The organism is Pseudomonas sp. PSB18, from assembly GCF_014596565.1.
GTDB lineage: Bacteria > Pseudomonadota > Gammaproteobacteria > Pseudomonadales > Pseudomonadaceae > Aquipseudomonas.
Window position 1 is genome coordinate 266,828 of record NZ_NOIN01000003.1, and the last position, 23,985, is coordinate 290,812.

The following is a 23,985-nucleotide window of genomic DNA, read 5'->3' on the forward strand; positions in this document are numbered from 1 at the left end:
CTCGGGTCACACCGAGTAACCATACTGGAACGGTTGTTTAAATAAACGCGCCTGGCACCAGCATCAAAACGGACGTCAAGGCTTCGGTTCCGGCATGGATTTGTAGTTTCCCAGGAGTTTTCCAATGGAGTTGAAGCCTATGAATACCTGCACTGCCAAACCCTCATTCAATGGCCTGCGTGGTCTGAAGTTGGCTGCCCTGGCCATCGGAAGCAGCTTCATCCTCGCAGGATGCGCCGGCAATCCACCTTCGGAGCAGTACGCGGTGACGCAATCGGCCGTCAACAGCGCGGTCAGCGCCGGTGGTACCGAATTCGCCGCGGTGGAAATGAAGTCGGCCCAGGACAAGCTCAAGCAAGCCGAGCTGGCCATGCATGACAAGAAATACGACGAAGCCAGGCGTCTGGCCGAACAGGCCGAGTGGGACGCCCGTGTCGCTGAACGCAAGGCCCAGGCCGCCAAAGCCGAACAGGCACTCAAGGACTCCCAGAAAGGGGTTCAGGAACTGCGTCAGGAAGGCATGAACAAGGTTCAGTAAGCCGTTCACGCCACGACGTACTTCTCATCGATAAAAGGACGACAGACTATGATGCATAAACATTTGATGATGCCCGCCCTGCTCGCTGCCTGCGTAGCCCTGGCCGCTTGCTCCCACGACCCGAACGTGAACCTGGAACAGGCCCGCACCAACTACAACGGCCTGCAGGCCGACCCGGCAGCGACCAAGGTGGCCGCGCTGGAAACCAAGGACGCCGCCGATTTCCTGGCCAAGGCCGACAAGGCTTATCTGGATCGGGAAGACGAAGCCAAGGTCGACCAGTTGGCCTACCTGACCAATCAGCGCGTCGAAGTGGCCAAGCAGACCATTGCCCTGCGTAACGCCGAGATGGAGCTGAAAAACGCCGGCGACGAACGCGCCCGTGCCTTGCTCGACGCCCGCAACGCGCAGATCAAGCAACTTCAGGACAGCCTCAACGCCAAGCAGACCGAACGCGGTACCCTGGTGACCTTCGGTGACGTGCTGTTTGCCACCAACAAGTCCGACCTGCGTTCCAGCGGCCTGGTCAACGTGAATAAACTGGCCCAGTTCCTCCAGGAAAACCCTGACCGCAAGGTGATCATCGAGGGCTACACCGACAGCACCGGTTCGGATTCCTACAATCAGTCGCTGTCCGAACGCCGCGCCAGCTCCGTGCGCACCGCGCTGGTGAAAATGGGCGTCGACCCGGCCCGCATCGTGACCCAGGGTTATGGCAAGGAATTCCCGGTGGCCGACAACAACAGCGTTTCGGGCCGCGCCATGAACCGTCGGGTTGAAGTCACCATCTCCAACGATAACCAGCCAGTGGCGCCACGTTCGAGCATGAGCGCCAACTGATCGGTTGAGTGAAATGAAAAAGCCCCGCCTGAACAACTCAGGCGGGGCTTTTTATCTGTCGAATATTTCCCCTGTGGGAGCGAGCCTGCTCGCTCCCACAGGGGATCACCGGCCCTCATGGCATTACGGCTGGAGCTTCTGCGGCGTCTCCTGCCCCATGCAGCGCACCGCGCGTTTCTTTTCATTGACCAACACGCCCGTCAGGCCTTTCTGTTCGGTGTCGAACAGCACCAGCACGCCATCGATGCACTGGGCTACCTGGGGCGCCGGCTCCAGGGACACCTTGTAGTCTTCGCCCGGCACGGTCTTGAGCATGGTGAACTCATTGAGCAACAGCGCATCCTCAGGCTTGGCGAAGTGCAGGTAGCCGTAGTACCACAGCACCGCGACGGTGCCGAGGATGCTGCAGATACCGGTGATGATCAGGGGGATGGCGTTGCGTTCTTCGCTCATTGCGGGCTCTCTGGAGATTCAACGGGAGATTTCGGGTAATTCGGGACTTCGCCCAGGCGGCGAAGCCCGTCGAAGTGTTGCGGGTCGTCGAGGTAGCGCAGCATCACCGTTCGCCAGACCGGGTCGGCGAACGTCTGCACGTGCCCGCCACGGGTCAGTTGCAGAACCCGCGGCGGCGGCGCAGCTTGATACAGGCGGATACCGTTGGAAAGAGGCACGATAGGATCGTCGAGGCTGTGATAGATCAGCTTCGGCACGCCATTCAATTGCGCGATGGAGCCGATGGCGCTGTCGCCGTCGGGCACCAGCCAGGACAACGGCACCTGGAAGGCCCAGGTCAGCCACGACGTGCTCAGGGCAAAACGTCCAACGTCGCGATAGCTGGCCGGTACGCCGTCGAGTACCAGGGCCTTGAGTTGCTGCTGGCGCTGCGGGTGATCGACCAGGTAATGCACCGCCAGCGCGCCACCCAGGCTCTGGCCGAGCAGCACCAACGGCTTGCCCTGGACCTCCGGCGCCTGGTCGAGCAACTTGAATGCCGCGTCGATGTCCTGGTAGATCGCCGGCAGGCTCGCCTCGCCTTCGGACAAGCCATAACCGCGATAATCTACCATCAACACCTGATAGCCCTGCTCCGGTAGCCACCAGCTACCGCCCAGGTGCCAGGCGAGGTTACCGCCGTTACCGTGCAGGTGCAGCACCGTCCCCTTGACCTCGACACCCTGCTTGACCGGCAGCCACCAGCCATGGAGCTTCAAGCCATCGGCGGTGAGCAGGCTGACGTCACGGTATTCGAGCCGCGCCCGCTCCGGGGTGAAGGGCTGACCGCGCTCGGGGTAGAACAACAGCGAACTGCAGCCACTCAGGGCCAGCAGCAGACAAAAGATGCCGAGGGTTCGCATCCGGTGAACCTCGCATAAGTTTGAAGTTGAAACACAGTCCTTGTGGGAGCGAGCAGGCTCGCTCCCACAATTGGACAGTGAGATGTTTACAGGATATTGGAATAATCCGCTTCGATCCGGTCCAGGCTCAGATGGTTCAGGAAGTTTGAGAAACACATCCAGGCCGACAATGCGTTCATGTCGCGGAACTGGTCGGGCAGGTACTTGGGCGGCACCACCAGGCCTTCGTCCACCAACTGCCGCAGGGTACGCATGTCCTCGAGGGTGGTCTTGCCGCAGAACAGCAGCGGCACCTGCTCCAGCTTGCCTTTACGCACGGCCAACTGAATGTAGTTGTAAACCATGATGAAGCCTTTGAGGTAGGACAAGTCTTTGGTGAATGGCAGGCCGTTCGGCACCGAGCCACGGAAAACCCGGCTGGCGTTGCCGTAGCTTTCGGCCATTTCAAAGCCCTGCTCGCGGAAGAACTCGAAGACCTGCAGGAAGTCGGCCCCTTCCTCCACCATATGGATGGCGCGGGTGCGGTTGGTCAGTTTGCGCAGGCGACTCGGGTAGGAGGCAAACGTGATGATCTCCATCAGGATCGCCAGGCCTTCCTGGGTCACGGTGGATGAGGGCGGGCCCTTGGACAGGAACGTGCAGATCGGCTGGTTCAAGCCGTTGAGGGTCGTGCCGACATGCACGAGGCCTTCATGGACCTCCAGGGCCCGCACGTCCCGCTCGTTGAACATCGCATCGGCGCGGATCTTGATGTAGTCGGCACCCGCCGCTGCGTCCGCGACGATCCCGTCGGACTCGAACACCCGAATGGTTTCCTCGGCTTCGCCAAAGACCCGGTTGAGACGGTGCTGCAGCAGGCCGACCGCTTCCTTGGCGTTGAGGACCTTGGGCTCGTCCTTCAAATCGCCACGGCCATCAATGTTGTTCAGGTAGTCGGACAGCATCAGGCCCAGGTCGGACAGGGTCGGGTCGCCGGCATGGAAAGCGTCGGAGGCGGCGCCGTAGAGTTCCTGGGAAATCAACCCGAAGTCCTCGGTGCCGCGCGCTTCGAGCATGCGCACCACCATGCGGTACTCCTTGCACATGCGGCGCATGATCTGACCGACCGGGTTGAACTGTCCGAGCTGACGGGTAATGTCGCGCTCGATGTTCTGGAACTCCAGCTTGACCTTGCTGGAATCGAAGGACAGCGGCCGGTTGAGGTAATAGTCACGGTCTACGGCAGGCGGTTCCTTGCCCTTGGCCTTGAGAAACCCCTTGCGGATGTTCTCGTCCCATTTCACCGCGTCGAGAATGCGAATCGGCGTTTGCGCCAGCACTATGCGATCGGACAAGGTGCGTATCGTCTGCTGGTAATCGTCCACCCGGAACTCCTGTGAATAACGTCCGCTTGCTGCTGTTGTTGATGTTTCGAGTCTATTGGGCTTTGAGCCGCTGGTAACGCACGGCTTCCGAGAACACATCGGAATTGGCCGGGTCGTCGAGATAACTGAAGACCCTGCTCATGTCGCTGTCCACCAGGACCCCATCGCCCTCCTCGCTCCGGTTCGGCTGGCCGCTGAGGAACTTCTGGCCGATGGCCTGGTTGATCTGTTCCATGTCCAGGTTGTAGACCACCAGTTCCTGCTTGTCGGTCAGCTCGAAACCGGCAATCACGAAATGCCCGCCATACCGGGCCGGCACTTTGGCCGACAGGTACCAGCGGCTGCCGTGACGGGAAACGGTCAGGGGAATGGCTTCCCGCTCCTGGGGCCTGGCCCTGAAGTAGCTGATGGCCTGGTAGCGGTGCTTGCCGACTTTCGTCAGCTCCAGGTTCAGCGGTTCGCCCCAGGCATTGGTGCTGGTCCAATAACCGAGCAGGCCCTTGGGCGCGGCCTCGGCGTCGGGCAGCGGCGCCTTGAAGGACACCAGGCAGCCGCTGAGCAGCAGCAACGACATGGCCATTACAACGGCACGCCAGGCTTTCATTGGAGCTCCCTATGGCACAAGGGCTGTGTGTTTAGACAGACGCCAATACCAGGTGCATGTAACGGGTCAAAATACCGAGCATGTCTTCACCGGCGACCGGCTCGGCGCCATTGAGCAAGCCCTGATATTCCATCCGTCCGATAATCGCCGTCAACACTTTGGCATCCTGTTGTGGCTCACGAGAGCCCAATACCTGGAAAAACTGACAGGTGCCGTGCAACAGGATCTGCTGATGTGACCGCACCAGCTCCGCCAGACGCGGGTTGAGCAGCGCTTCCTGGCGGAAGGCCTGCTCGGCCATCAGGTAGTCACGACGACTGTCCAATTGATGCTGCACATAGTCGGCGGTCATCCGGGCGATGTCGTCCGCCAACTGCGAACGGGATCCGGCGCTGCCGTCCCCATAAGCGACCATTTCCCGCAACAAGCCTTCGTTGTTGGCCCACAGCTTGGCCATGAACGCCGCGCTGCGTTCCACGTATTGGGCGAAGGTATCGGTGAGCAGGTCATCGATGTCCTTGAAGTAATAGGTGGTGGCCGACAATGGCACGCCCGCTTCGGCGGCCACCGCACGGTGTCGCACGGCCCGCACGCCATCGCGCACCACAATGCGCATGGCCGCATCGAGAATCTCCTGGCGACGCTGCTCACTGCCCTGTCGGCTCGCCTTGCGGCCCTGGTACTGAACACTTTCAGCGACTGCGGTGGCGACGCCCGCCGCACCTTCTGGAGACATTGCACGATTCACGACAGGTCTTTCCTCGCTATTTCAAAAGTAACCAATTGATACGTTTGTACCAGACAGGCAATAAAAAACCGCCCTTCCAGGCGGTTTTTTAATTGAAACACTTACGCTTGAGGCCGCATGTGCGGGAAGAGGATCACATCCCGGATCGACGGTGAGTTGGTCAACAACATCACCAGGCGATCGATGCCGATGCCTTCGCCGGCCGTGGGTGGCATGCCGTATTCGAGGGCGCGCACGAAATCGGCATCGTAGTGCATGGCTTCGTCATCGCCGGCGTCCTTGTCGGCCACCTGGGCCATGAAGCGCTCGGCCTGGTCCTCGGCGTCATTGAGCTCGGAGTAGGCGTTGGCGATTTCGCGGCCGCCGATGAACAACTCGAAGCGGTCGGTCACGTTCGGGTTTTCGTCGTTGCGGCGAGCCAGCGGCGACACTTCGAACGGGTATTGGGTAATGAAGTGCGGCTGTTCCAGCTTGTGCTCCACCAGCTCTTCGAAAATCATCACCTGCAACTTGCCCAGGCCTTCGAAGCCGAGCACTTTGGCACCGGCCTTCTTGGCGATGGCGCGGGCCTTGTCGATGTCGTTGAGGTCATCGGCGGTCAGTTCAGGGTTGTACTTGAGGATCGAGTCGAACACCGACAGGCGCACGAACGGCTCACCGAAGTGGAACACCTTGTCGCCATACGGCACGTCGGTAGTCCCGAGAACAAGCTGCGCCAACTCGCGGAACAGTTCCTCGGTCAGGTCCATGTTGTCTTCGTAGTCGGCGTAGGCCTGGTAGAACTCGAGCATGGTGAACTCGGGGTTGTGCCGGGTCGAAACACCTTCGTTACGGAAGTTGCGGTTGATCTCGAAGACTTTTTCAAACCCGCCGACCACCAGCCGCTTGAGGTACAGCTCAGGCGCGATGCGCAGGAACATTTCCATGTCCAGGGCGTTGTGGTGGGTTTCGAACGGCTTGGCCGCCGCGCCGCCAGGGATGGTCTGCAGCATCGGCGTCTCGACTTCCAGGAAGTCGCGCTTCATCAGGAAGCTGCGGATGTGGGCGATCACCTGGGAACGCACGCGGAACGTCTGGCGCACGTCTTCGTTGACGATCAGGTCGACGTAGCGCTGGCGGTAGCGCTGCTCGGTGTCAGTGAGGCCGTGATGCTTGTCCGGCAGCGGGCGCAGGGACTTGGTCAGCAGGCGTACGCTGGTCATTTCGACGTACAGGTCACCTTTGCCGGAACGGGCCAGGGTGCCTTCGGCGGCAATGATGTCGCCCAGGTCCCAGGTCTTGACGGCGGCCAGGGTTTCTTCCGGCAGGGTCTTGCGGTTGACGTAGACCTGGATACGACCGGTCATGTCCTGGATCACCAGGAACGAACCACGGTCGAGCATGATACGACCGGCCACTTTGACTGGAATCGCCGCCTCGGCCAGCTCTTCCTTGGTCTTGTCCGCGTACTTCTTCTGCAAGGCGTCGCAGTAGGCGTCGCGGCGGAAGTCGTTGGGGAAGGCCTGGCCCTTGTTGCGCTCGGCAGCAAGCTTTTCCTTGCGCAGGGCGATCAGGGAGTTTTCTTCCTGTTGCAGGGCTTGCGGGTCGAGTTCTAGGTCGCTCATGTCTTTAAGGATTCCATCACAGGTTCGTTGCCCCCGGCCCCGGGGCCGGAGTTTGCCGGCGGGCCGCGCTTTCGCAAAAGCGTGCCCGCCCGCCGCATGGGTGTCGCGTTACAGCCCTTGTTTGAGGCTCGCTTCCAGGTATTCGTCGATGTCGCCGTCCAGCACCTTGTCGCAGTCGCTGCGTTCGATATTGGTACGCAGGTCCTTGATGCGGGAAGCGTCGAGCACGTACGAGCGGATCTGGTGACCCCAGCCGATGTCCGACTTGGTGTCCTCCAGCGCCTGGGACGCCGCGTTGCGCTTCTGCACTTCCTGCTCGTACAGGCGCGCGCGGAGCATCTTCATCGCGGTGTCTTTGTTGGCGTGCTGGGAACGCTCGTTCTGGCAACTGACCACGGTGTTGGTCGGTACGTGGGTGATCCGTACGGCCGAGTCGGTGGTGTTGACGTGCTGGCCACCGGCACCCGAAGAACGGTAGGTGTCGATGCGCAGGTCCGCCGGGTTGATCTCGATTTCGATGTTGTCATCGATTTCCGGCGATACGAACACTGCCGAGAACGAGGTGTGCCGACGGTTGCCGGAGTCGAACGGGCTCTTGCGCACCAGGCGGTGCACGCCGATTTCGGTACGCAGCCAGCCAAAGGCGTATTCACCCTTGATGTGCACGGTAGCGCCCTTGATCCCGGCGACTTCACCGGCCGACAGTTCCATGATGGTCGCGTCGAAACCGCGTTTGTCGGCCCAGCGCAGGTACATGCGCAGCAGGATGTTGGCCCAGTCCTGGGCTTCGGTACCGCCGGAACCGGCCTGGATGTCCAGGTAGGCGTTATTCATGTCCATCTCGCCGCTGAACATGCGACGGAATTCCAGCTTGGCCAGGGCCTCGTCGAGGCGCGTCAGCTCGGCGACGACATCGCCGACCGCGCCTTCGTCGTTTTCTTCGACAGCCATGTCCAGCAGGTCGCGGCAATCGGCCAGGCCGCTGGACAATTCATCCAGGGTCTCGACGATCTGCGCCAGCGCAGAACGCTCGCGGCCCAGTTCCTGGGCGTACGAAGGGTTGTTCCAGACACTCGGATCTTCAAGCTCGCGGTTGACCTCGGTCAGACGCTCATGCTTTTGATCGTAGTCAAAGATACCCCCGAATAGTTTCGGAGCGCTCGGACAGGTCCTTGATGGTGTTAAGGATCGGGTTGATTTCCATGGCGGGCAGCACTCGTTGGCGAACTTTTGAAAGCCGGCGAGTATAACGTAATCAAGCGCCGACGGCAGCCCGCCTGGCGGCTCTGGGGGCAATGAGGTTCACATTGGGATCAAAAACCGCGCTCAACACCCAACCTTGTTGCGAGGGGTTTTGACGCCCCGTCGCACTGCCAGGCTGCGTAGGAGCTGTCGAGCGAAGCGAGGCTGCGATCTTTCCACTGACACTTGAACCTCAAGTGAAAGATCAGAAGATCGTCCGAACGCGGCCCGAACCTTCGCCAGCGCCTACAAGGGCCGATGTTCCGCTACAACGCTCACGCCGAAGCCTGTCGCACCTGATTCTCCAGTTCGACCTTCAACCCCGGCTCCAGCTTGAGCTGCCGCGCCAGTTCATCGAGGTAGGACTTTTCCATGAAATTTTCTTCGTCCACCAGCATCACGCTGGCGATGTACATTTCCGCGGCCATTTCCGGCGTGCCGGCGGCGCGGGCGACGTCGGTGGGGTCCAAGGGCTTGTTGAGCTCGGCGTGCAGCCATTGCCGCAGTTCCTGGTCGCTGTCGAGCCTGGTGAATTCGCCTTCGATCAACTGCCGCTCACGCTCATCCACACGACCGTCGGCCTTGGCCGCCGCAACCAAAGCCTTGAGGATGGCCTGGCAGTGCTGCTCGACCTGTGCCGGAGGGATGCGGTCCAGGGTCTGGGGTTCCGTTTGCGGCGCGCGGCCCTGCTGGGCCTGCCAGTTGCCGTAGGCCTTGTAGGCGATCACGCCCAGCGCGGCGAGACCGCCGTAGAGCGCAACCTTGCCGCCGGTCTTGCGGACCCGCTTGTTACCCAGCAGCAACCCCATGGCACCTGCCGCCAATGCACCACCGCCGGCACCGGAAAGGAGGCCGCCAAGCCCGCCCGACCCGGCCTTGCCCCCCAGCAGGTCGCCAAGCCCACCGGCCGGCTTGTTCTGAGCGCCGCCCGCTTTGTTCTGCAACAGGTCCTGGCCGGACTTGAGTAACTGATCGAGTAGTCCACGGGTGTTCATTTCGCTGCCTCCACGTGTTCGGGTAACCGGATTCGCAAGGCCACCAGCCTAAATCGAAAGTGCCCGAAGTCGTCGACGAGATTGCTTCGAGATGTTGCCCGTCTCTTCGACCGCTGCCGCTGCCCTTCAGGAAAAACGATATACACTGCAGAACATCGATAAAAACAGCCCACCGGGTATTCACCCATGATGACCCTGCGTCAGATCCGCCATTTCATCGCCGTGGCCGAGACCGGCTCGATTTCAGCCGCCGCGCAAACCGCGTTCATTTCCCAATCCACCCTGACCCTGGCCATCCAGCAACTGGAGCAGGAGATCGGTGTCAGCCTGTTCAGCCGCCATGCCAAGGGCATGACCCTGACCCATCAGGGCCATCAGTTCCTGCGTCAGGCCCACCTGATCCTCGCCACCGTCGACAACGCCAAGCGCAGCCTGCAGCAAAGCACCGACCAGGTGGCCGGCCACCTGACCGTCGGGGTCACCAGCCTGGTCGCCGGCTACTATCTGGCCGATCTACTGACCCGCTTCCAGCGCGCCTACCCGAATGTGGTGATCCGCGTGATGGAAGACGAACGCCCCTATATCGAACATCTGCTGGTCAGCGGTGAAATCGACGTCGGCGTGCTCATCCTGTCCAACCTCGAAGACCGCCATGCCTTGCAGACCGAAGTACTGACCCACTCTCCGCACCGCTTGTGGCTGCCCGCGCAGCACCCGCTGCTGGAGCACGACAGCATCAACTTGACGGACGTCGCCTGCGAGCCGTTGATCCAGCTGAACGTCGATGAGATGGAGCGCAACGCCCAGCGCCTGTGGCGCGGTGCCGGCCTGCAACCGAAGATCACGCTGCGCACCGCCTCGACCGAAGCGGTGCGCAGCCTGGTGGCGGCGGGACTCGGCGTGTCGATCCAACCAGACATGACGTACCGCCCCTGGTCCCTGGAAGGCGACATCATCGAAGCGCGCCCGATCGCTGACCTCAACCAGACCCTCGACGTCGGGCTGGCGTGGCGCCGCGGCACGTCACGACCGGCCCTGGTCGATCCATTCCTCACCGTCGCCCGGGAACAACCCCATGGCGGACGCAAGCCATCTATTTAATCGAAAGCAGACATTAGTATTTAGAATTTGTCGGCACGGAGGCCGCACACTAGTCTTGCGGCATCACCACGATCCCTGTGGGAGCGAGCCTGCTCGATGGCGGAGTGTCATTAAAGCCGCTGTCGACAGATAGACCGCCATCGCGAGCAGGCTCGCTCCCACAGGTTCTGTGTTTCAACCGATAAAAAGAGAAATCGGACATGGCTGGCACGCAAACTCCACTGTGCACCGCGTTGCTGATCGATGGGGAGCTTGTCGCTGGCGAGGGATTTGTCGAACCGATCCTCAACCCGGCCACCGGCGAGGTACTGGTCTCTATCGCCGAGGCCAGCGTCGAACAGGTCGAGGCAGCGATCCTGGCCGCTCACCATGCCTTCGACGGATGGTCGCGCACCACCCCGCAACAGCGCTCGAACCTGCTATTGGAGATTGCCGGGGCCATCGAAAGGAATGCCGATCACCTGGCCCGTCTCGAGTCGCTGAACTGCGGCAAGCCACTGCACCTGGCGCGACAGGATGACCTCAGTGCCACAGTGGATGTGTTCCGTTTCTTCGCCGGCGCCGTGCGCTGCCAGACCGGCCAGCTCAGCGGCGAATACCTGCCCGGCTACACCAGCATGGTGCGCCGCGACCCGATCGGCGTGGTCGCGTCCATCGCACCGTGGAATTACCCGATCATGATGGCTGCGTGGAAAATTGCTCCGGCCCTGGCCGCCGGCAACACACTGGTGTTCAAGCCATCGGAACACACGCCGCTGTCCATCCTCGCCCTGGCGCCGTTGCTGGCCGAGATCCTGCCCCGAGGTGTCATCAATGTCATCTGCGGAGGCGGCGAAGGCGTCGGCAGCCATCTGGTCAGCCATCCCAAGGTGCGTATGGTCTCGCTGACCGGCGATATCGTCACCGGCCAGAAAATCCTCCAGGCCGCGGCGAAAACCCTCAAGCGCACGCACCTGGAGCTGGGTGGCAAGGCACCGGTGATCGTCTGCGACGATGCCGACATCCAGGCGGTGGTCGATGGCGTGCGTACCTACGGGTATTACAACGCCGGCCAGGACTGCACCGCGGCCTGTCGGATCTACGCCCAAGGCGCCATTCATGACCGACTGGTGGCCGAACTGGGCACGGCGGTCAGCAGCCTGCGCTTTGCCGGCAAACGCGACGCCGACAACGAAATCGGCCCGTTGATCAGCACCCGTCAGCGCGACCGCGTCGCCAGTTTCGTCGAACGCGCCCTCGGCCAGCCGCACATCGAGCGCATCACCGGCGCGGCGGTGCATTCCGGCGCCGGCTTCTATTACCAGCCGACCTTGCTGGCCGGTTGCAAGCAAAGCGATGAAATCGTCCAGCGCGAAGTGTTCGGCCCGGTGGTTACCGTGACCCGCTTCGACGAACTCAGCCAGGCGGTGGACTGGGCCAACGACTCCGAATACGGCCTGGCATCCTCGGTATGGACCCAGAACCTGGACAAGGCGATGCAGGTGGCGGCGCGCCTGCAATACGGCTGCACCTGGATCAACAGCCACTTCATGCTGGTCAGCGAAATGCCCCACGGCGGCCTGAAGCGCTCGGGCTATGGCAAAGACCTGTCCAGCGACTCGCTCCAGGACTACAGCGTGGTGCGCCACATCATGGCCCGCCACGGCCAGCATTTATAAACAGCACTACGCTGATAACAGGCCATCCATGGCGCTTCACCCGTTGAAAACACTGCCCCGACCATAATTAAAGCAAGAGGGATTCCCATGTACGCGCATAACACCGTATTGCTCAGTGCAATCACCCTGGCGCTGCTGACCAGCATCAGCACCCAGGCCGCCGAACCGCTCAAGACCGTCGGCGCGGGAGAAGGCCAACTGGATATCGTGGCCTGGCCGGGTTACATCGAACGAGGCGAAAGCGACAAGGCCTACGATTGGGTGACCGGTTTCGAGAAGGAAACCGGCTGCAAGGTCAATGTGAAAACCGCCGCGACCTCCGACGAAATGGTCAGCCTGATGAGCAAGGGTGGCTACGACCTGGTCACGGCCTCGGGCGACGCTTCGTTGCGGTTGATCGCCGGCAAGCGGGTGCAACCGATCAACACCGCATTGATCCCCAACTGGAAGAACCTCGATCCGCGCCTCAAGGACGCGCCGTGGTACGTGGTCAACCAGCAGACCTACGGCACGCCGTATCAGTGGGGACCGAACGTACTGATGTACAACACCAACGTATTCAAGCAGGCCCCCACCAGTTGGAGCGTATTGTTCAGCGCCCAGGCCCTGCCCGATGGCAAGCCGAACAAGGGCCGCGTGCAAGCCTACGACGGGCCGATCTACATCGCCGATGCGGCGCTGTATCTCAAGACTGCCAAGCCCGAACTGGGCATCAAGGATCCGTATCAACTCGACGAAGCCCAGTACAAGGCCGTACTGGAGCTGCTGCGGGCCCAGCAACCATTGATCCACCGCTACTGGCATGACACCACCGTGCAGATGAGTGACTTCAAGAACGAAGGCGTGGTGGCCTCCGGTGCATGGCCGTATCAGGTCAACGGCCTGATCAACGAAAAACAACCGATCGCCTCGACCATTCCGAAGGAAGGCGCCACCGGCTGGGCCGACACCACCATGCTCCACGCCGAGGCCAAGCACCCCAACTGCGCCTACAAATGGATGGACTGGTCGCTGCAACCAAAGGTCCAGGGGGACGTGGCAGCGTGGTTCGGCTCCTTGCCGGCAGTGCCCGCGGCGTGCCAGGGCAGCGAGCTGCTGGGGGCTGAGGGGTGCAAGACCAACGGCTTCGACCAGTTCGACAAGATCGCCTTCTGGAAAACCCCACAGGCCGAGGGCGGCAAGTTCGTGCCGTACAGCCGCTGGACCCAGGATTACATCGCGATCATGGGCGGGCGATAGGGCTTCAGGGCCGTGGCGAGGGAGCTTGCTCCCGCTCGGGTGCGAAGCAGCCGCCTCCAGGATCGCTTCGCAATCCAGCGGGAGCAAGCTCCCTCGCCACAACGGCTCCTCGCCACAGGACAGTGTTCCCATCATTGAAATTTCATGCCGCACCGCTTTATGGAGCACCGCACCATGACACTCGCAGTCCAGTTCACCCACGTGTCCCGTCAGTTCGGCGAGGTGAAGGCCGTTGACCGGGTCAGCATCGATATCCAGGACGGCGAGTTCTTTTCCATGCTGGGCCCCTCCGGGTCGGGCAAGACCACTTGCCTGCGGCTGATTGCCGGTTTCGAACAGCCGAGCGCCGGTTCCATCCGCATCCACGGCGAGGAGGCCGCCGGGCTGCCACCCTATCAACGGGACGTCAACACGGTATTCCAGGACTACGCCCTCTTCCCCCACATGAACGTACGCGACAACGTGGCCTACGGCCTGAAAGTCAAAGGCGTCGCCAAGGCCGAGCGAACCAGGCGCGCCGACGAAGCGCTGGAAATGGTGGCCCTGGGTAGCTATGGCGACCGAAAACCGGTGCAGCTCTCTGGCGGCCAGCGTCAGCGCGTCGCCCTGGCCCGTGCGTTGGTCAACCGCCCGCGGGTGTTGCTGCTGGATGAACCCCTCGGCGCCCTCGACCTGAAGCTGCGCGAACAGATGCAAGGCGAATTGAAGAAACTGCAGCGCCAGTTGGGCATCACGTTCATTTTCGTCACCCATGACCAGACCGAGGCCTTGTCGATGTCCGACCGGGTGGCGGTGTTCAACAAGGGCCGCATCGAACAGGTGGATACACCGCGCAACCTGTACATGAAACCGGCGACCACCTTCGTCGCGGAATTTGTCGGCACCTCCAACGTGATTCGCGGCGATCTGGCGCGACAGCTGAGCGGTTATCCACAACCGTTTTCGATCCGCCCGGAACACGTGCGTTTCGCCGAGGGCCCGTTGGGCGGCCATGAAATCGAAGTCCAAGGGCTGCTTCACGACATTCAATACCAGGGCAGCGCCACCCGCTACGAGTTGAAACTGGAAAACGGCCAGACCCTGAACCTCAGCCAGGCCAACACCCAGTGGGCCGACAGCGGCACCCTGCACCAGACCGGCCAGCAGCTCAGGGTCCGCTGGGCCCGCGAAGCGATGATCGCCCTGCACGACACTGTCGGCGGCGAGGCCTGAGATGAATACACTGGCCCTCCCCCGGAGACCCGCGCCGGGCTCGCTGCGACGGTTTTCCAACCTGCTGTACCGGCGGCCCAACCTGTACCTGTCGATGCTGCTGGTGCCGCCGCTGATCTGGTTCGGCGCGATCTACCTGGGCTCGCTGCTGACCTTGCTGTGGCAAGGCTTCTACACCTTCGACGACTTCACCATGGCGGTCACGCCCGACCTGACCCTGGCGAATTTCGCGGCGCTGTTCCAACCCTCGAACTTCGACATCATCCTGCGCACTGTGAGCATGGCCATCGCGGTGTCCATCGCCAGCGCCGTCGTCGCGTTTCCCATCGCCTATTACATGGCGCGCTACACCAGCGGCAAGACCAAGGCGTTTTTCTACATCGCGGTGATGTTGCCCATGTGGGCCAGCTACATCGTCAAGGCCTATGCCTGGACATTGTTGCTGGCCAAGGGCGGCGTGGCGCAGTGGTTCATCCAGCACCTGGGCCTGGGGCCGGTGTTGCAGTTCGTGCAGGAAATCCCCGGCGTCGGCGGCAGCACGCTGTCCACTTCGCACCTGGGACGCTTCCTGGTGTTCGTCTATATCTGGCTGCCGTTCATGATCCTGCCGATCCAGGCGTCCCTGGAACGCCTGCCGCCCTCGCTGCTGCAAGCCTCGGCGGACCTGGGCGCCAGGCCCCGGCAGACGTTCATGCAAGTGGTCCTGCCGCTGTCGGTCCCCGGCATCGCCGCCGGTTCGATCTTCACGTTCTCGCTGACCCTGGGGGATTTCATCGTGCCCCAGCTGGTGGGCCCGCCGGGGTACTTCGTCGGCAGCATGGTTTACGCCCAGCAAGGCGCCATCGGCAATATGCCCATGGCCGCCGCCTTCACGCTGGTGCCCATCGTGCTGATCGCCATTTACCTGTCTATCGTCAAGCGCCTGGGGGCTTTCGATGCACTCTGACTCTTCATCCCGGGCTTCATGGGGTTTGCGCATCGCGGCTTGGGGCGGGCTGGTGTTCCTGCACTTCCCGATCCTGATCATCTTCCTCTATGCCTTCAACACCGAAGATGCCGCGTTCAGCTTCCCGCCCCAGGGCCTGACCCTGAAATGGTTCAGCGTGGCCTTCGCCCGTGCGGATGTGCTGGAGGCGATCAAGTTGTCGTTGCAGATCGCGACCATCGCCACCCTGATCGCCATGGTGCTCGGCACGTTGGCCTCGGCAGCGCTGTACCGCCGCGACTTCTTCGGCAAGCAGGGGATATCGCTGATGCTGATCCTGCCCATTGCCCTGCCAGGGATCATCACCGGCATTGCGTTACTGGCCACGTTCAAGACCCTGGGAATCGAACCGGGCATGTTCACCATCGTCGTCGGTCACGCGACCTTCTGTGTGGTGATCGTCTACAACAACGTCATCGCCCGGCTGCGCCGCACCTCCCACAGCCTGATCGAGGCCTCGATGGACCTGGGGGCCGATGGTTGGCAGACCTTCCGCTACATCATCCTGCCCAATCTCGGCTCGGCATTGCTGGCCGGCGGCATGCTGGCGTTCGCATTGTCATTCGACGAAATCATTGTCACCACCTTCACCGCCGGCCATGAACGCACCCTGCCGCTCTGGCTGCTCAACCAGCTCAGCCGCCCCCGCGACGTGCCGGTGACCAACGTCGTTGCCATGCTCGTGATGCTGGTGACCATGCTGCCGATACTGGGCGCCTATTACCTGACCCGAGGGGGTGAGAGCGTGGCGGGTAGCGGGGGGAAATAGCGATGACCCCATGTGGGAGCGAGCCTGCTCGCGAAAGCGGTGCTCCAGTCAGTGCAAGGGTTGCCTGATGGAACGCCTTCGCGAGCAGGCTCGCTCCCACAAAAAAACAACAACTTGAGAGGACATGGACATGCAAACCAAACTGCTGATCAACGGTCGCCTGGTGAATGGCGAAGGTCCCGGACAGGCCGTGTTCAATCCGGCGCTGGGTCGGGTGCTGGTGGAAATCAACGAAGCCAGCGAAGCCCAGGTCGACGCTGCCGTGCGCGCCGCCGATGACGCCTTCGACAGTTGGTCGCAGGTCCCCCCCAAGGACCGTTCCCTGCTGTTGCTCAAACTGGCCGACGCCATTGAAGCCCATGGCGAAGAACTGGCGAAGCTGGAATCGGACAACTGCGGTAAACCCCTGGCCGCCGCCCTGAACGACGAGATCCCGGCCATCGCCGATGTGTTCCGTTTCTTCGCCGGCGCCAGCCGCTGCATGAACGGCTCGGCGGGGGGCGAATACTTGCCGGGGCATACCTCGATGATCCGGCGCGACCCGGTAGGCGTCATTGCCTCCATCGCGCCCTGGAACTATCCGCTGATGATGGTTGCCTGGAAAATCGCCCCGGCCCTGGCCGCCGGTAATACCGTTGTGCTCAAGCCGTCGGAACAGACGCCCCTGACAGCGTTGCGTCTGGCGGAACTGGCCTCGGAGATTTTCCCGGCGGGTGTACTCAACGTGGTGTTCGGTCGTGGGCAGACCGTCGGCCAGCCGCTGATCACCCACCCGAAAGTGCGCATGGTCTCGCTGACCGGCTCCATCGCCACCGGTTCGCACATCATTTCCAGCACCGCCGACAGCGTCAAACGCACGCACATGGAACTGGGCGGCAAGGCCCCGGTGATCATCTTCGACGACGCCGACATCAACGCCGCCGTGGAGGGCATCCGCACCTTCGGTTTCTACAATGCGGGCCAGGATTGCACCGCGGCCTGTCGCATCTATGCCCAGAAAGGCATCTACGACCAGTTCGTCGAAAAACTCGGCGCCGCGGTGAGCAGCATCAAGTACGGCCTGCAAACCGCACCGGACACCGAGATGGGCCCGCTGATCACCGCCCAGCATCGCGACCGCGTGGCCGGGCTCGTCGAGCGCGCCATCGCCCAGCCGCATATCCGTTTGATCACCGGTGGCAAGGCCGTGGACGGCAACGGGTTCTTCTTCGAACCGACGGTACTGGCCGATGCCCAGCAGGACGATGAGATCGTGCGCCGGGAGGTCTTCGGCCCGGTGGTGTCCGTTACCCCGTTCCTCGATGAAGCGCAGGTGCTGGACTGGGCCAACGATTCGGACTACGGCCTGGCCTCATCGGTATGGACCCGCGACGTCGGCCGGGCCCATCGCCTGTCGGCACGCCTGCAATACGGCTGCACCTGGGTGAATACCCATTTCATGCTCGTCAGCGAAATGCCCCATGGCGGTCAGAAACATTCCGGGTATGGCAAGGACATGTCCATGTACGGGCTGGAGGACTACACGGTGGTGCGGCATGTGATGTTCAAACATTGATCCGCAGAGCCAATCCCGCCACGACCGGGCAGCAAACCCGGTCGTGGTCAGACGAGGGTCAGGAAGGCACTACCAATTCGACCGAAGGGAAATAGCTGCGGTAACGCTTGGCATCCCGGGTCAACAAAGTCAGGCCCTTCACAGCGGCATGGGCGCCAATGAAAAAGTCGGCCAGTACATTATTCTTTCCGCCACCTACCTTGCGATAGCGCACAAAAGCCTTGCCGGCCAAAAACAACGCCGGTCGAGGTATCTCCAGCATCAGCAGACCCAGTTCAGTAACAGCCTCATCCAATGCTTCAAAAGTGGAAAAAGTCTGGGAGAGTTCGGCGTAGACAATCGGGTTGATGGCGAGGTCATGGATCTGGGATTGGGCACGTAACTGCTGGATGGACCAGTCAGCCCAAACAGGGTCGTCTTCCAGAACATCAATCAACACGTTGGTGTCGACCAACACCATCAATCGTCACCTCGTAACAGCGCCATCAGCTCATCGGTGCGCCACTTGATATCCGCCTTGCCACGGGCAGCTTCGAAGCGATCGCGAACCGCTTTTTCTGCGGTTCGAGGCTTACCGGCCTGCAGCACCACTTCTCCCTGTGCGTTAACACTGAACTCAACCGCACAACCTGGCATCAGGTGCAACGCATCGCGAATAGGCTTGGGAATGGTGACCTGCCCCTTACTGGTCATTGTCGTCGACACTGTCTTCTCCTTCGATGTATTACCTCAACAAGAAAAGTAATACTTCAAGTACGAACCTGCAACCGCCGCTGATCGTTGGCAAACGCTCTTTGCCTCTTGGGAAAATGCGGCATTTCAAAACCGCGAAACACTCCTCATCGCATCCACCAGGTAACGCATGGCGATCCGGTCGTTTTCCGACAGCTCGCGGTAGCGTTCCACCAGTCGCAGTTCCTCCAGGCTAAGGCGCCGCGTCCGGCGCGCGTTGTGCAGGCATGGAAAGAGCCCCAGCATTTCGGCAATGCCCTGTAGTTTCGTCATGAACAGTGTCCTTGTGTACGTCGAATTGATGCCCGGAACCTGACGGGCCCGCAGACGAATTCCCTGTGCCACGCTGAAGAATAGGGGTGATTCACACCGCGAAGAGGCAGTTTTAGAGTAATTAGTCAAAAAAATGCAGATGTCTCTGAGAAAAAAGAAATATCTGTAAGAAAATTTAACCAAGCCACGCTTTCCTTTTCTCAGCCGTCGACGCATCCCCTATGATTTCGCCCCTCGGTGAACCGATCCGGTTTTCAGGCATCTGTTCTAACGTTCGTTTGGCCAAAGGCATGTCCGAACTCCTTTATCAGCTGTATCAGTCCTTGTTGCCAGGAACGGCTGGGGATTGTTTCGAGAAAGGTTGTACTTATGCATCGCAGGAACCTGCTCAAGGCCTCCATGGCTTTCGCCGCCTATACCGGGCTTTCGGCCTCGGGTCTCATGGCGGCACGGGCCTGGGCCGCCGATCAGACGGCAGACGGTGAGGCCCGCCCCTTCGACTTCAAGAACCTGAAGGACCAGGCCAAGCGGCTGGCCGGGCAACGTTACGTCGACACCAAGCAAGTCTTGCCAGAAACATTGGCGATGATGTCGCCACTGCAGTTCAACGCGATCCGGTATGACGCCAACCATTCGCTGTGGAATGAGCTGGATGGCCAACTGGACGTACAGTTTTTCCACGTCGGCATGGGTTTCAAGCAGCCGGTGCGCATGCACAGCGTCGATCCGAAAACCCGCCTGGCCCGTGAAGTGCACTTCCGCCCGGAGTTGTTCAACTACGAGAAAACCACGGTCAACACCGCGCAACTGAAGGGTGACCTGGGGTTCTCCGGGTTCCGGGCCTTCAAGGCACCGGAGCTGGACCGGCACGACATCGTTTCGTTTCTGGGCGCCAGTTATTTCCGCGCCGTGGACGCCAGTGGCCAGTACGGGCTTTCGGCTCGTGGATTGGCAATCGATACGTATGCCAAGCACCGCGAGGAATTTCCGGACTTCACCCAGTTCTGGTTCGAAACCCCGGACAAGAACAGTACTCGCTTCGTGGTCTACGCCCTGCTCGACTCCCCCAGCGCCACCGGGGCTTATCGTTTTGACATCGATTGCCAACCCACCCGGGTCGTGATGGAAGTCGACGCCCACATCAACGCTCGGACCGCCATCGAGCAGTTGGGCATTGCGCCGATGACCAGCATGTTCAGCTGCGGCACCGTCGAGCGACGCATGTGCGACACCATTCACCCGCAGATCCATGACTCCGACCGACTGGCCATGTGGCGCGGCAATGGCGAATGGGTCTGCCGCCCGCTGAACAACCCCGCCACCCTGCAATTCAACGCCTTTGCCGACAAGAACCCGAAAGGCTTCGGCCTGGTGCAGACCGACCATAGCTTCGAGAGCTACCAGGACACTGTGGACTGGTACAGCAAGCGTCCAAGCCTGTGGGTCGAGCCGACTACGGCCTGGGGCGAAGGCTCTGTGGATCTGCTGGAAATTCCTACGACCGGCGAAACCCTGGATAACATCGTCGCGTTCTGGTCGCCGAAGAAACCGGTCGCGGCCGGCGACTCGCTGAACTACGGCTACAAACTCTACTGGAGCGCCCTGCCACCAGTGAGCACCGAGCTGGCCCAGGTCCACGCGAGCCGGTCCGGGATGGGTGGTTTCATCGAAGGTTGGGCACCGGGCGAGCATTACCCGACCGTCTGGGCCCGACGCTTTGCCGTGGACTTCAGTGGCGGCGGACTCGACCAGCTACCTCCTGGGACTGGCATCGAACCGGTGGTGACCTGCTCCCATGGCGAGGTGAAGGACTTCAACGTGCTGGTGGTGGATGCGATCAAGGGCTATCGCATCACCTTCGACTGGTACCCGACCGACGACCGTGTGGACCCGGTGGAAATGCGCCTGTTCATTCGCACCAAGGACCGGACCCTGAGCGAGACCTGGCTGTACCAGTACTTCCCACCTGCGCCGGATAAGCGCAAGTATCCCTGATAGTTGTTGATCGTTCGGGCTGGCCCCATCGCGAGCCTGCTCGCGATGAGGCCGGTGCAAGCAGAGAAAATTTCAACTAAAGAAAAGCCCCGGCCTGAACGACCGGGGCTTTGTTTTTGACAGGAACAGTCAGTCCCGCAGATCGGACTCATGGATCGGCTGGTCCCGATGGGTCGCCCGCTGATACTGCGCCGGCCAGACCGCCTTGCGCCCGCCCAGGTCATCATCGGCATGCAGCGCCCAGTACGGATCGCGCAACAACTCGCGGGCCAGGAAAATGATGTCGGCCTGACAGGTTCGCAGGATGTGCTCGGCCTGGGCCGGTTCGGTGATCATGCCGACGGTGCCCGTGGCGATCTCCGACTCCTTGCGCACCCGTTCAGCGAAGCGCGTCTGGTAACCCGGACCGGTGGGGATTTCCGCATTCGCCGCGGTACCGCCCGATGACACATCGATCAGGTCCACGCCCAATGCCCTGAATCGCCGCGCCAGCTCGACGGTTTCATCGGGATTCCAGCCGTCCTCGACCCAATCGGTGGCCGAGACGCGCACGAACACCGGCAACTCCTGGGGCCATACGGCCCTGACCGCCTCGGTAACCTGCAGCACCAGGCGGATACGGTTCTCGAACGAACCGCCATATTGATCGCGCCGCTGATTGCTCAACGGAGACAGGAACTGATGCAGCAGATAGCCGTGGGCCGCGTGGACCTCGACCACCTTGAACCCCGCCGTCAAGGCGCGTCTGGCCGCGTCCACGAACGCCTGGATGACGCCATTGATCTGTCCTTCGTCCAGTTGGGCCGGCTGGGTGTGCTGCGGGTCGAACGCAATCGGCGAGGGACCCACCGGCACCCAGCCGCCGTCCGCGGGTTTCACGCTGCCATGCTTGCCCAGCCAGGGCCGCCAGGTACTGGCCTTGCGCCCGGCATGGGCCAGTTGAATGCCGGGTACGGAACCCTGGGCGGTGATGAAACGGGTGATGCGTTGCAGGGGTTCGATCTGTTCATCGTTCCACAGCCCCAAGTCCTGGGCAGTGATACGGCCGTCGGCGGTGACCGCGGTGGCTTCGGTGAATACCAGGCCGGCGCCGCCCACGGCACGGCTGCCGAGGTGCACCAGATGCCAGTCATTGGCCAGGCCATCGACGCTCGAATACTGGCACATCGGTGATACCGCGATGCGATTGGGCAGGGTCAATTGGCGTACGGTATAGGGTTCAAGCAGCAGACTCATGGGGCACCTCTTCGAATCAGTGGGCAGGCTCCAGGTTCTGTTTGAAAAGTCGACGAGTGACAAAAGGTGCAGCACCCGCCCCCGCGGGCAAAGAAAATAGACAAGACGTCACAACGGCTATCAACCAGTGTTTAGAGCCTAGTCGACAACCGGGGATAAGGCAGGGTTCCGCGTTTAAAACAAGCTCCTGTGGCGAGGAGATCATCGCCTTGGCAAATATGTGTGCCTACCGCGGCTCGATATGGGCAATCATCAACTGCACCGTTTCCTGGCCACGAAACTCGTTGAGGTCGAGTTTGTAGGCCAGTTCGACCCAGCGCACGGTCGGGTTCGGCCAGACATCGCGGTCGATGCCAAAGGCGATGCCATCGAGCTTCACCGAACCGCACTCGCTCTTGAGGACCACCTTCAGGTGCCGCTCACCCACAACCCGCTGCTCCACCAACTGGAACACGCCGTGGAACATCGGCTCCGGAAAATGCTGGCCCCAGGGTCCGGCATGGCGCAGGGCCCGGGCCAGTTCCAAGTGAAACTCTTCCACCGCCAGGGTGCCATCCGACAACAGGCGTCCGGTCAAGTCTTCTTCACGCAATTGCCTGCGCACTTCCGCGTCGAACGCCTCGGCGAACAACGGGAAATTCGCCTCGGGCAATGACAACCCTGCCGCCATGGCATGACCGCCGTACTTGGTGATCAGGGTCGGATGCTGCGCCGCCACGACACTCAGGGCATCGCGAATATGAAAGCCCTGCACCGAGCGGCCAGACCCCTTGAGCATGCCGTCTCCGGCGTCGGCAAAGGCAATGGTCGGACGGAAGTAACGCTCTTTCATGCGGGAGGCGAGGATGCCGATGACGCCTTGGTGCCACTGCGGATCGAACAGGCACAGACCGAACGGCATCGATTCCACCGGCAGCTCCTTGAGCTGGGCCAGCGCCTCACGCTGCATGCCCTGCTCGATGGATTTGCGGTCCTGGTTCATGCCGTCCAGCTGCGCGGCCATCTCCCGGGCTAGCGCCTCGTCGTCGGTGAGCAGGCATTCGATGCCCAGGCTCATGTCGTCCAGGCGCCCCGCCGCATTCAGGCGCGGCCCCAGGATGAACCCGAGATCGGTGGAGGTAATGCGCGAGTGATCACGCTTGGCCACTTCCAGAATGGCCTTGATGCCGGGACGGGCGCGCCCGGCGCGAATGCGCTCCAGGCCCTGATGCACAAGGATCCGGTTGTTGGCGTCCAGGGGCACCACGTCGGCCACGCTGCCCAGGGCCACCAGGTCCAGCAGTTCACCGATGTTCGGCTGCGGTTTGCTGGCGTACCAACCCAGGCTGCGCAGCCGCGCGCGCAGGGCCATCAACACGTAGAAAATCACCCCGACACCCGCCAGCGCCTTGCTCGGGAATTCACACCCCGGCTGGTTCGGATTGACGATGGCATCGGCCGCCGGCAACTCGGTGCCCGGTAAGTGGTGGTCGGTCACCAGCACCTTGAGCCCTGCCGCTTTCGCCGCCGCCACGCCTTCCACGCTGGAAATGCCGTTGTCCACCGTGATCAGCAGTTGCGGCTCACGGGTCAGGGCGACTTCGACGATTTCCGGAGTCAGCCCGTAACCGTATTCGAAGCGATTGGGCACCAGATAGTCGACATGGGCCGCCCCCAGCAAGCGCAGTCCCAATAGGCCCACGGTACTGGCCGTCGCGCCGTCGGCATCGAAGTCGCCGACGATCAGGATCCGCTGGCGCTGTTCCAGGGCCACCACCAGCAGGTCCACCGCCGCATCGATGCCCTTGAGCTGCTGATAGGGGATCAGGCGCGCCAGACTCTTGTCCAGTTCGGCCTCGGACTGCACGCCACGCGCCGCGTACAGGCGGGTCAACAGAGGGGGCAGGTCCCCGAGGAACGGCAGGGTGTCGGGGAGCTGGCGGGGTTCTATGCGCATGGGG

At 61.7% G+C, this 23,985-nt stretch carries 23 protein-coding genes; 10 read left to right on the forward strand and 13 right to left on the reverse strand.

The annotated features are described in order from the left end of the window. Nucleotides 1–124 precede the first annotated feature (124 nt). Nucleotides 125–538: a DUF4398 domain-containing protein gene (locus CGA22_RS08960; protein ID WP_041024801.1), complete on the forward strand. Its 414-nt coding sequence runs from the start codon at nt 125–127 to the stop codon at nt 536–538. A 51-nt stretch (nt 539–589) separates the two neighbouring features. Further along, nucleotides 590–1,378 (forward strand): OmpA family protein, encoded by a 789-nt coding sequence (locus CGA22_RS08965; RefSeq protein ID WP_041024832.1) that lies wholly within the window; start codon nt 590–592, stop codon nt 1,376–1,378. A gap of 123 nt (nt 1,379–1,501) precedes the next feature. Here CGA22_RS08965 and CGA22_RS08970 read toward each other — a convergent pair whose 3' ends face one another. The 8 genes from CGA22_RS08970 to CGA22_RS09005 form a co-directional block, all read right to left on the reverse strand. Then, a complete protein-coding gene (locus CGA22_RS08970; RefSeq protein WP_041024802.1) occupies nt 1,502–1,831 on the reverse strand; it encodes a hypothetical protein in 330 nt (109 codons plus the stop codon). Next, entirely contained in the window at nt 1,828–2,733 is a 906-nt protein-coding gene (locus CGA22_RS08975) for an alpha/beta hydrolase (RefSeq protein ID WP_041024803.1), read from the reverse strand. Before CGA22_RS08975 ends, CGA22_RS08970 begins: the two co-directional genes overlap by 4 nt. 86 nt (nt 2,734–2,819) lie before the next feature. Then, nucleotides 2,820–4,097: a flavohemoglobin expression-modulating QEGLA motif protein gene (locus CGA22_RS08980; protein ID WP_041024804.1), complete on the reverse strand. Its 1,278-nt coding sequence runs from the start codon at nt 4,095–4,097 to the stop codon at nt 2,820–2,822. A 52-nt stretch (nt 4,098–4,149) separates the two neighbouring features. After that, nucleotides 4,150–4,701, reverse strand: a complete 552-nt coding sequence (locus CGA22_RS08985; RefSeq protein WP_041024805.1) for a hypothetical protein — start codon at nt 4,699–4,701, stop codon at nt 4,150–4,152. Between the two features lie 31 nt (nt 4,702–4,732). Further along, nucleotides 4,733–5,437, reverse strand: coding sequence for a TetR/AcrR family transcriptional regulator (locus CGA22_RS08990; protein WP_052435203.1), 705 nt, complete (start codon nt 5,435–5,437; stop codon nt 4,733–4,735). Between the two features lie 113 nt (nt 5,438–5,550). Continuing rightward, nucleotides 5,551–7,053: a lysine--tRNA ligase gene (lysS, locus tag CGA22_RS08995; protein ID WP_041024807.1), complete on the reverse strand. Its 1,503-nt coding sequence runs from the start codon at nt 7,051–7,053 to the stop codon at nt 5,551–5,553. A gap of 108 nt (nt 7,054–7,161) precedes the next feature. Next, nucleotides 7,162–8,257, reverse strand: a protein-coding gene (gene prfB / locus CGA22_RS09000) for a peptide chain release factor 2 (protein WP_156996976.1) whose coding sequence is annotated in 2 segments (ribosomal slippage) — nt 7,162–8,184 and nt 8,186–8,257 — 1,095 coding nt in all. Because the reading frame shifts where the segments join, the coding sequence is not laid out codon by codon here. 313 nt (nt 8,258–8,570) lie between these two features. Further along, nucleotides 8,571–9,290, reverse strand: coding sequence for a tellurite resistance TerB family protein (locus CGA22_RS09005; RefSeq protein WP_041024809.1), 720 nt, complete (start codon nt 9,288–9,290; stop codon nt 8,571–8,573). 186 nt (nt 9,291–9,476) lie between these two features. Between CGA22_RS09005 and CGA22_RS09010 the strand changes: the two genes are divergently transcribed. The 7 genes from CGA22_RS09010 (at nt 9,477) to CGA22_RS09040 (ending at nt 17,809) form a co-directional block, all read left to right on the forward strand. Next, nucleotides 9,477–10,391 (forward strand): LysR family transcriptional regulator, encoded by a 915-nt coding sequence (locus tag CGA22_RS09010; protein WP_041024810.1) that lies wholly within the window; start codon nt 9,477–9,479, stop codon nt 10,389–10,391. Nucleotides 10,392–10,591: 200 nt separating this feature from the next. After that, nucleotides 10,592–12,049 carry a gamma-aminobutyraldehyde dehydrogenase gene (locus CGA22_RS09015; RefSeq protein ID WP_041024811.1) on the forward strand — a complete coding sequence of 486 codons (1,458 nt, stop codon included), beginning with the start codon at nt 10,592–10,594 and terminating at the stop codon, nt 12,047–12,049. 87 nt (nt 12,050–12,136) lie between these two features. Next, complete coding sequence (ydcS, locus tag CGA22_RS09020; RefSeq protein ID WP_041024812.1) at nt 12,137–13,288, forward strand: putative ABC transporter substrate-binding protein YdcS; 1,152 nt, start codon at nt 12,137–12,139, stop codon at nt 13,286–13,288. A 174-nt stretch (nt 13,289–13,462) separates the two neighbouring features. Next, nucleotides 13,463–14,500, forward strand: a complete 1,038-nt coding sequence (locus tag CGA22_RS09025; RefSeq protein WP_041024813.1) for an ABC transporter ATP-binding protein — start codon at nt 13,463–13,465, stop codon at nt 14,498–14,500. Nucleotide 14,501: 1 nt separating this feature from the next. After that, a complete protein-coding gene (locus CGA22_RS09030) occupies nt 14,502–15,446 on the forward strand; it encodes an ABC transporter permease (RefSeq protein WP_041024814.1) in 945 nt (314 codons plus the stop codon). Beyond that, nucleotides 15,436–16,254: an ABC transporter permease gene (locus CGA22_RS09035; RefSeq protein WP_041024815.1), complete on the forward strand. Its 819-nt coding sequence runs from the start codon at nt 15,436–15,438 to the stop codon at nt 16,252–16,254. The genes CGA22_RS09030 and CGA22_RS09035 overlap by 11 nt, the downstream gene beginning before the upstream one ends. Nucleotides 16,255–16,384: 130 nt before the next feature. Further along, nucleotides 16,385–17,809, forward strand: a complete 1,425-nt coding sequence (locus CGA22_RS09040; protein WP_041024833.1) for a gamma-aminobutyraldehyde dehydrogenase — start codon at nt 16,385–16,387, stop codon at nt 17,807–17,809. 58 nt (nt 17,810–17,867) lie between these two features. Here CGA22_RS09040 and CGA22_RS09045 read toward each other — a convergent pair whose 3' ends face one another. The 3 genes from CGA22_RS09045 to CGA22_RS09055 form a co-directional block, all read right to left on the reverse strand. Beyond that, nucleotides 17,868–18,269, reverse strand: a complete 402-nt coding sequence (locus CGA22_RS09045) for a type II toxin-antitoxin system VapC family toxin (protein ID WP_041024816.1) — start codon at nt 18,267–18,269, stop codon at nt 17,868–17,870. Continuing rightward, complete coding sequence (locus CGA22_RS09050) at nt 18,269–18,514, reverse strand: AbrB/MazE/SpoVT family DNA-binding domain-containing protein (RefSeq protein ID WP_041024817.1); 246 nt, start codon at nt 18,512–18,514, stop codon at nt 18,269–18,271. The genes CGA22_RS09045 and CGA22_RS09050 overlap by 1 nt, the downstream gene beginning before the upstream one ends. A gap of 114 nt (nt 18,515–18,628) precedes the next feature. Continuing rightward, on the reverse strand, nt 18,629–18,814 hold the full coding sequence (locus CGA22_RS09055) for a hypothetical protein (RefSeq protein ID WP_041024818.1): 186 nt from the start codon (nt 18,812–18,814) through the stop codon (nt 18,629–18,631). A 369-nt stretch (nt 18,815–19,183) separates the two neighbouring features. On the opposite strand from CGA22_RS09055, the gene CGA22_RS09060 reads away from it, so the two are divergent. Further along, on the forward strand, nt 19,184–20,809 hold the full coding sequence (locus tag CGA22_RS09060; protein ID WP_139646053.1) for a glucan biosynthesis protein D: 1,626 nt from the start codon (nt 19,184–19,186) through the stop codon (nt 20,807–20,809). 129 nt (nt 20,810–20,938) lie between these two features. On the opposite strand, the gene CGA22_RS09065 is transcribed toward CGA22_RS09060, so the two are convergent. Continuing rightward, on the reverse strand, nt 20,939–22,045 hold the full coding sequence (locus CGA22_RS09065; protein WP_041024820.1) for an NADH:flavin oxidoreductase/NADH oxidase: 1,107 nt from the start codon (nt 22,043–22,045) through the stop codon (nt 20,939–20,941). A 226-nt stretch (nt 22,046–22,271) separates the two neighbouring features. Further along, complete coding sequence (gene recJ, locus CGA22_RS09070; protein ID WP_041024821.1) at nt 22,272–23,981, reverse strand: single-stranded-DNA-specific exonuclease RecJ; 1,710 nt, start codon at nt 23,979–23,981, stop codon at nt 22,272–22,274. Nucleotides 23,982–23,985 lie beyond the last annotated feature (4 nt).

What these genes read in the sequence shown, in the direction of transcription:
- CGA22_RS09065 (WP_041024820.1), bottom strand. Translation starts at nt 22,045, where the DNA reads ATGAGTCTGCTGCTTGAACCCTATACCGTACGCCAATTGACCCTGCCC.
- CGA22_RS09005 (WP_041024809.1), bottom strand. Translation starts at nt 9,290, where the DNA reads ATGAACACCCGTGGACTACTCGATCAGTTACTCAAGTCCGGCCAGGAC.
- lysS (WP_041024807.1), bottom strand. Translation starts at nt 7,053, where the DNA reads ATGAGCGACCTAGAACTCGACCCGCAAGCCCTGCAACAGGAAGAAAAC.
- CGA22_RS09025 (WP_041024813.1), top strand. Translation starts at nt 13,463, where the DNA reads ATGACACTCGCAGTCCAGTTCACCCACGTGTCCCGTCAGTTCGGCGAG.
- CGA22_RS09060 (WP_139646053.1), top strand. Translation starts at nt 19,184, where the DNA reads ATGCATCGCAGGAACCTGCTCAAGGCCTCCATGGCTTTCGCCGCCTAT.
- CGA22_RS09030 (WP_041024814.1), top strand. Translation starts at nt 14,502, where the DNA reads ATGAATACACTGGCCCTCCCCCGGAGACCCGCGCCGGGCTCGCTGCGA.
- CGA22_RS09040 (WP_041024833.1), top strand. Translation starts at nt 16,385, where the DNA reads ATGCAAACCAAACTGCTGATCAACGGTCGCCTGGTGAATGGCGAAGGT.
- CGA22_RS09035 (WP_041024815.1), top strand. Translation starts at nt 15,436, where the DNA reads ATGCACTCTGACTCTTCATCCCGGGCTTCATGGGGTTTGCGCATCGCG.
- CGA22_RS09015 (WP_041024811.1), top strand. Translation starts at nt 10,592, where the DNA reads ATGGCTGGCACGCAAACTCCACTGTGCACCGCGTTGCTGATCGATGGG.
- CGA22_RS08990 (WP_052435203.1), bottom strand. Translation starts at nt 5,437, where the DNA reads ATGTCTCCAGAAGGTGCGGCGGGCGTCGCCACCGCAGTCGCTGAAAGT.
- CGA22_RS09010 (WP_041024810.1), top strand. Translation starts at nt 9,477, where the DNA reads ATGATGACCCTGCGTCAGATCCGCCATTTCATCGCCGTGGCCGAGACC.
- CGA22_RS08960 (WP_041024801.1), top strand. Translation starts at nt 125, where the DNA reads ATGGAGTTGAAGCCTATGAATACCTGCACTGCCAAACCCTCATTCAAT.
- ydcS (WP_041024812.1), top strand. Translation starts at nt 12,137, where the DNA reads ATGTACGCGCATAACACCGTATTGCTCAGTGCAATCACCCTGGCGCTG.
- recJ (WP_041024821.1), bottom strand. Translation starts at nt 23,981, where the DNA reads ATGCGCATAGAACCCCGCCAGCTCCCCGACACCCTGCCGTTCCTCGGG.
- CGA22_RS08975 (WP_041024803.1), bottom strand. Translation starts at nt 2,733, where the DNA reads ATGCGAACCCTCGGCATCTTTTGTCTGCTGCTGGCCCTGAGTGGCTGC.
- CGA22_RS08985 (WP_041024805.1), bottom strand. Translation starts at nt 4,701, where the DNA reads ATGAAAGCCTGGCGTGCCGTTGTAATGGCCATGTCGTTGCTGCTGCTC.
- CGA22_RS08965 (WP_041024832.1), top strand. Translation starts at nt 590, where the DNA reads ATGCATAAACATTTGATGATGCCCGCCCTGCTCGCTGCCTGCGTAGCC.
- CGA22_RS09045 (WP_041024816.1), bottom strand. Translation starts at nt 18,269, where the DNA reads ATGGTGTTGGTCGACACCAACGTGTTGATTGATGTTCTGGAAGACGAC.
- CGA22_RS09055 (WP_041024818.1), bottom strand. Translation starts at nt 18,814, where the DNA reads ATGACGAAACTACAGGGCATTGCCGAAATGCTGGGGCTCTTTCCATGC.
- CGA22_RS08970 (WP_041024802.1), bottom strand. Translation starts at nt 1,831, where the DNA reads ATGAGCGAAGAACGCAACGCCATCCCCCTGATCATCACCGGTATCTGC.